Source organism: Campylobacter concisus (assembly GCF_015230015.1).
In the GTDB taxonomy this organism is placed as follows: domain Bacteria; phylum Campylobacterota; class Campylobacteria; order Campylobacterales; family Campylobacteraceae; genus Campylobacter_A; species Campylobacter_A concisus_AF.
In genome coordinates this window covers 1-7068 of record NZ_JAAKZC010000030.1, presented here as the reverse complement: position 1 = coordinate 7068, position 7068 = coordinate 1, and the positions used below count along the sequence as shown (strand labels likewise).

Genomic DNA, 7068 nt, shown 5'->3' with positions numbered 1-7068 from the left:
ATTAATATAGTTGTTTTAAAAAATATTAAGAAATGAACTGGCGGTGCGTCTTAACGCTAATAAACTTATTAAAATAGGAAGTTATCAATGAGTGAAAAATTTACCAGAAGAGAATTTCTACAAAGCGCCTGTATCAGCGTAGGTGCGCTAGCTACAACAGCTGGTGCGACCAATGTTTTTGCTGGCGAGTTGCCAAAGGGCAATGAAAATGGCTTGCCATCTGTTGATGTGCTAATAATCGGCTCTGGCGGTGCTGGACTTCGTGCAGCAACAGCCGTTCGCAAGCAATATCCAAACTCAACCGTCGTTGTCGCAACAAAGATGATGCCATCACGTAACGCGACCTGTATGGCAGAGGGTGGTATAAACGGCGTTACTGACTTTAGTAACGGCGACAGCTTCAAGCTTCACGCCTATGACACCGTAAAAGGTGCAGCTTATCTTGCTGATCAAGATGCAGTTGTGAAATTTTGCGAGGCAGCAGGCGCAGTCATCCACGAGCTAGACTACAACGGCATGCTCTTTTCTCGTAAAGATAACGGCGACGTGGCGTTTCGTTTCATGGGTGGCGCTAGCAAAAAACGCTGTAACTACGCAGCTGATAAGACCGGCCACGTTTTGATGCACGCCTGTCTTGACGACGCTATCACAGCTGGCGTTAAATTTCTAATGGATCACGAGCTACTTGAGATCGGTCTTGAGGACGGTAAAGTAGAGGGCGTCGTTCTTCGCAACATCCAAAATGGTCAAATTTACCCAGTTCTTTGCAAATCTCTAGTCATCGCAACTGGCGGATACACTAGAATTTTCTATAACCGCACATCAGTTCCATTTATAGCAACAGGCGATGGCATAGCTGCTGCGCTTAAAGTAGGTCTTGGTTTTGAAGACCCTGAGATGCTTCAGTTTCACCCAACTGGCGTTCAAAATGGCGGCACACTTATCACAGAAGCTGCTCGTGGCGAGGGTGGTTACTTGCTAAATAACAAGGGCGAGCGCTTTATGAAAAACTATCACGAAAAGATGGAGCTAGCTCCTCGTGACGTCGTCGCTCGTGCGATCGAGACAGAAATTCGCGAGGGTAGAGGCTTTGGCGAGGGTATGAGTGCTTATGTGCTTTGCGATGTTCGTCACCTTGGCAAAGATACTATCATGAAAAAGCTTCCAAAAATTCGCCACACAGCTATGCTTTTCCAAGACATCGACCTTATCGAGCAACCAGTGCCTATCCGCCCAACAGCTCACTACTCAATGGGTGGCATAGAGGTAGCTAAATTTGATGATATGAGCACAAAAATCCCTGGAATTTACGTAGGCGGTGAGGCTTCATGTGTATCTATCCACGGTGCAAACCGCCTTGGTGGTAACAGCTTAACTGACGCAGTTGTAACTGGCGATCTAGCTGGCAAAGGTGCTGGTGCTTACGCTCAAAATGCAAAATTTGCAAGCGGCAAAAAGACTTCTGAGCTAGCAAAAATGTGGCAAGATAAATTTAAAGCCATAGCAACAGGTGAGGGTGGCGTAAATGATATGTACGCACTTCGTGAAGAGCTTGGTAAAAACAACTGGGATCTAATGGGTATCTTTAGAACTGGTGCAAAACTTGATCAACTCTCTAAAAACCTAGAAGCCATCCAAGCAAAATATAACACCCTCAAAGTGCCAAATCAAAATCCAGTAATGAATACCGCCTTTACCGACTACGTCGAGCTTGGCAACCTTATACTTCTATCTCGTGCAGCATGTCTTGCAGCGCAAAATCGTCTTGAGAGCCGTGGCGCTCACACAAGAGAGGACTATCCAAAAAGAGATGATGTAAATTTCTTAAAACACAGCATAGTCACACTAAAAGACGGCAAGTTGGAGCTTGGCTACAAAGATGTTGTGACAAGCATATTTTCACTTGACGGCAAGAAGCCAGAGTAAGGAGCTAGGATGAAAATTATTATCGACCGTTTTGACGGAACTAAAAAATATGAATCAACTTATGAGCTAACAAATGAAGAGGTCAAAGGCAAAACTCTTTTAACAGTGCTTTTTGATATCAAACAAAAAAAAGATGCGACGCTAAATTTCACGGCATCTTGCCGCTCAGCGATATGCGGTGCGTGCGCTGTTAGAGTAAATGGTCACTCATATCTAGCTTGCGATACAAAGATGAACGAGCTTTTGGCTGAGTATGGCAACCCAGATACTATTAGAATTTCACCACTTGGAAATTTTAAGGTTATCTCAGACCTTATGGTGGATTGGGAGCCAAGTATAGAAAATTTACGCAAGATTAGGCCTAGCATCACTGCTAAGCCAGAATTTAGCGCTGCAAAAGGCTGTAAGCAAAGCCAAAAAGAGTATGACAAAGTAGCGCTTGAGTGGGACTGCATACTTTGTGGTGCGTGTGCTAGCGAGTGTAATAAGCTTGAAGCAGATGCGAGTGACTATATGCAACCGTTTGTATTTGTTCATGCTTATAGAGCCGCTTTTGACTCACGTAGCAAAGATCCTATGCCACACCTAAAACCAGCTATCGATAACGGCCTTTGGATGTGTGTAAAGTGCCAAGAGTGTGCTGACCGCTGTCCAAAAGGCATAAGTGCATGCAGCGACATAACTGATCTTCGTATCATGGCTATACAAAAAGGCTTTAATGAGGGCATGGGGCCAGATCACGCTGAGGCGTTTTTAACTGATCTAGTTGATGGCTCAGGCAGACTAAATGAGGTTAGACTTGCACTTCGTTCAGAAGGCGTTATCAAAAATATTGGCAAAATGGATATCGCAGCAAATTTAATGCTCGCAGGCAAGATGAATCCGCTTCATATTTTTGGTGAAGAGGATATTGAAGGACATGATGATCTAGTAAAAATGATAAATGCGGCTCGCAAAGCTGCTAGTAAGGAGTAACTATGCAAAATGAATTCGCTTTTTTCCCAGGATGCGTACTCTCTCAGGCAGCTAAAGAGGCTAAGATGTCGCTTGAAGCTATCGCTCCAGTACTTGGCTGGAAGCTTCACGAGATAAAGGGCTGGAGCTGCTGTGGTGCTCAACAAGCACAAGACGTCGATCCTATGGCTGCACTTGTGGCAAATGCTAGAAATATAGCGCTTGCAGAGCAGATGAATATGCCAATGCTTACGACATGCTCAACCTGTATGCTAACTCTAACAATAGCAAAAAGCACGCTTGATAAGGGTGCAAAAGATCGTATAAATACCTTTTTGGCTGAAGGTAATATGAAATATAACGGTTCAACCGAGATCACAAGCCTTCTTTGGGAGCTTTATCAAAATGTCGATACGCTAAAAGCAAAGGTTGTTAAGCCACTTAGTGGCCTAAAAGTAGCGCTATTTTACGGTTGTCACAGCCTAAGACCTGAAAAAGATCTGCATAACAAAGAAAGTTCAGTCAATCCTAAAAGCTTTGAAACTGTAGTAAGCGCACTTGGTGCCACTATCGTGCCATTTGAGAAAAGACTTGACTGCTGCGGCTTCCACGCTAGCTATCCAGCTGGAAAATCAGTAAGAAAAATGTCAAGCCAGATCGTAAATAACGCTGATCAAAATGGCGCAGACGTAGTTGTAACTCCGTGCCCACTTTGCCAAATGCAACTTGACATCTATCAAGAGAGATATCAAGATGAGAACCACTCAGATGTTAGAAAACCTATCATCCACCTCTCTCAGCTTGTAGGTCTCGCACTTGGTCTATCTGTTGAAGAACTAGGTCTTGATCTAAACATCATCGACGCTAGCAAGATAGCGTAAATTTTATCCCACGTCTTTTGGCGTGGGAGATTTGACTTACACAATGAAAATTTTTACTGCAACAAAGACAATAAATAAATATATGAAATTTTAAAATTTGTAGAAGTAGAATAAAGCCCAAATTTCTTTGGGCTTATGAATTTTATATAGCTTTTATCATCACTTTTGTTAGAAGTTCTGAAAATTTAGCTGGATTTTCTAGGCTCATGCCCTCATTTAGCCTTGCCATATCAAGGAGCAAAGGCGCTATGTCATAAATCATCGCCTCATTTTTCTCAAGTTTGGCAAAAATTTCATGATCAGCATTGATCTCTAAGATCGGCTTAACTTTTGGAGCATTTGCGCCTTGTCCCATCTGTTTTAACATCTCTTGCATAGCGTAATCAGGGTCGTTTTTGTCGTAAATTAGCACCGCTGCCGAGCTTGATAGTCTTGAACTAAGTCTTACGTCCTTAACCTCGTCTTTTAAAATCTCTTTCATCTTAACAAGAGTGTTTGCAACCTTGCTCTCATCAACCTTCTCATCGCTTTTGATCTCGTCATTTATATCAGCGTGTGAGACTGATTTTAGAGGTGTTTTGTCAAATTCATTTACCATTGGCATGACGATCGTGTCGATCTCTTCATCCATTATTAACACTTCGATGTCATTTTTCTTAAAGCTCTCAAGAAGCGGCGAATTTCTTAGCATATTTTCGTTGTTGCCACTGATGTAGTAGATCGACTTTTGATCCTCTGTCATCGCCTCTTTGTACTCTTTTAGGCTGATAAGTCCGTCTCTTTTTGAGCTTTTAAATAGGCAAAGATCTAAAATTTGCTCTTTTTCAGCGTTAAAGCCATAAAGTCCCTCTTTTAAAACCTTGCCAAATAGTTTGTAAAATTTTATGTATTTTTCGCGGTCATTATCTTTTACTTTTGCAAGTTCGCTTAAAATTTTCTTCACGCTTTGCTCTTTAACAGTTCGCATGATCGCATTTTCTTGTAAAATTTCACGGCTAACGTTTAGCGGCAGATCCTCAACATCGATCACGCCTTTGATAAATCTTAAATACGGCGGCAAAAGCTCTTTTGCATCGTCAGTTATAAAAACCCTCTTTACATAGAGCTTCACGCCACTTTGATAATCAACCCTAAAGAGGTCAAACGGCTCTGTGCTTGGCACATAAAATAGCGTCGAGTACTCGATCTTGCCCTCGGCCTTTGTGTGGATATAAAGTAGCGGGTCGCTGCTGTCGTGTGAAATTTGCTTATAAAAGTCGTTGTAGTCTTGCTCTTTAAGGCTTGATTTGCTTAGTCTCCAAAGCGCATTTGCCTTGTTTATCTGCTCATTTTTGCTCTCGTATGTGCCTTCTTTTTCGCCTTCTTTTGGTGCGACGTAGCTCTCTTTATCCATAAATATAGGATAAGGGATGTGGTTTGAGTACTTTTTGACTATCTCCTCTATGCGCCAAGAATTTGCAAACTCATCGTTGTTTAAATGCAGGATTATATCCGTACCAAAGCCATCTTTTTTAGCATCTTCGATCTCGTAGCTTTTTGCGTCAGATGTCCATTTGTAGGCCTTCTCGCTTAATGCTCGTTTGCTTATGACTTCGATCTTGCTTGCCACCATAAATGCCGAGTAAAAGCCCACGCCAAACTGACCGATAAGCGAGCTATCTTTTTTGGCATCGCCGCTTAAGCTTTGCATAAAACCCTTTGTGCCGCTTCTTGCAATGGTGCCTAAATTTGCTATAAGCTCATCTTTATCCATGCCGATGCCATTGTCGCTGATAGTTAAAATTTTAGCCTTTTCATCTACTTTGATGTCGATCTTTGGGGTGTAGCTTAAACTTTTATACTTTTCATCGGTCAAACATAGGTAGTTTAGCTTGTCAAGTGCGTCGTTTGAGTTTGATATGAGCTCTCTTAAAAATATCTCTTTGTTTGAGTAAAGAGAGTGGATCATCAAATTTAAAAGGTCATTGACCTCGGTTTGAAATTCAAATTTATCTGCCATTTTCTTTTCCTTTTTTAAAAATTTTTGGCAGATTATAACACAAAGTGATAAAAATATACTTAACCTTGATAGCATTACTATCAAGTTTATTAACTTTATTTTTTTCAAATTTGTGTTATAAAAGTAATAATTATAAATATAAAATTACTGTAAATTTAAAAAATATTATTAAATATGTGTTTCCTACTATTTTTTATTTAAAGTATGAGTATAATCAAAACAAAATTAATAGCATGGAGGAATGATATGAATTTACGTAGTATTTTAGTAAAAGTTTCAGCAACGATTGCTGTAGTTTTAGCGGTCTGTATGGCTTGCTTTGTTTTCTACACGTCACATGTTTTAGAGCGTGAGATAAAAGATGGTGTGCTTACTACGGTAGAGCAAAATGTAGAGCTTGCTATGAATACGGTTAAATTATTCGAAAAAGATAATGTAAGTAGTGCAGAGCTAATAATGAGTGTTTTCAAAGAGATGATTGGAAAAATTTCAACTAATCACCAGATGAGCAAGACTGGTAAATACGAAGTTATAGAACTAATATCTCAAAATGGTATTTTAAACAATAACTACGATATTCTAGATAAATTTAATAACGCTACAAAAGGCGGAATTTCAACCATTTTTGCAAAATCGGGTGATAATTTTTTAAGAGTTAGCACATCAGTGACGAAGGCTGATGGTAGTAGGGCTGTTGGTACAATGCTTGACAAAAACGGTCAAGCCTATAAAAATATCATGAATAAAGAGAGGTATATAGGTGTTGTAAATTTATTTGGACGCAACTATATGAGCATTTATGATCCTATTATTGAAAATAACGAGGTAATAGGAATTTTATATGTCGGTTATGATCCTACCGAAGGATTAAACAATATGAAAAAGACTTTTTCTGAGATGAAACTTGGTAAGCATGGATATTTTTCTCTTTACAATACTAAAACTGGAAAATTTGACTTACATCCAACTCAGACAGATAAAGAGCTAAGTGGCGAGCTAAAAACTACTATGGATAATATCGTTAAAAAAGGAAAAGGTGTTGAGTCCATTATAATTGGTGGTGTTGAACGAATAGTTGCTTACGAGCCATTTGATAAGCTAAACTGGATCGTGCTTGGCTCAGCTGTTACTGATGACTTTTTAACACCTCTAAAAGTAGTTAGTAAAAACTTCATCATAGCCAAGCATTATAGTTACCTTGCTTCTTATCATAGTATCTATCTTCTTGCTTAAAAAGCTAGTTGCAAACCCTATTGATAGACTGGGTGCAAATTTAAATGCTATAACATCTGACTTTACACTTAAAAT

The 7068-nt window shown here is 39.9% G+C and carries 5 protein-coding genes; 4 read left to right on the top strand and 1 reads right to left on the bottom strand.

The features are described from left to right. Nucleotides 1-87 precede the first annotated feature (87 nt). From sdhA to sdhE, 3 genes are read left to right on the top strand one after another with little or no spacing between them, the layout of a single operon-like run. Nucleotides 88-1926 (top strand): 8-methylmenaquinol:fumarate reductase flavoprotein subunit, encoded by a 1839-nt coding sequence (sdhA, locus tag G6W42_RS10270; protein ID WP_194173925.1) that lies wholly within the window; start codon nt 88-90, stop codon nt 1924-1926. Between the two features lie 9 nt (nt 1927-1935). After that, nucleotides 1936-2901, top strand: a complete 966-nt coding sequence (gene sdhB / locus G6W42_RS10265; RefSeq protein ID WP_107965327.1) for an 8-methylmenaquinol:fumarate reductase iron-sulfur subunit — start codon at nt 1936-1938, stop codon at nt 2899-2901. A gap of 2 nt (nt 2902-2903) precedes the next feature. Then, complete coding sequence (gene sdhE, locus G6W42_RS10260; protein WP_194173924.1) at nt 2904-3761, top strand: 8-methylmenaquinol:fumarate reductase membrane anchor subunit; 858 nt, start codon at nt 2904-2906, stop codon at nt 3759-3761. A gap of 142 nt (nt 3762-3903) precedes the next feature. Here the strand turns inward: sdhE and htpG are convergent, their stop codons facing one another. Next, entirely contained in the window at nt 3904-5760 is a 1857-nt protein-coding gene (htpG, locus tag G6W42_RS10255; protein WP_194173923.1) for a molecular chaperone HtpG, read from the bottom strand. Between the two features lie 246 nt (nt 5761-6006). Between htpG and G6W42_RS10250 the strand changes: the two genes are divergently transcribed. Next, nucleotides 6007-6993 carry a Cache 3/Cache 2 fusion domain-containing protein gene (locus tag G6W42_RS10250; protein ID WP_194173922.1) on the top strand — a complete coding sequence of 329 codons (987 nt, stop codon included), beginning with the start codon at nt 6007-6009 and terminating at the stop codon, nt 6991-6993. Nucleotides 6994-7068: the final 75 nt, after the last annotated feature.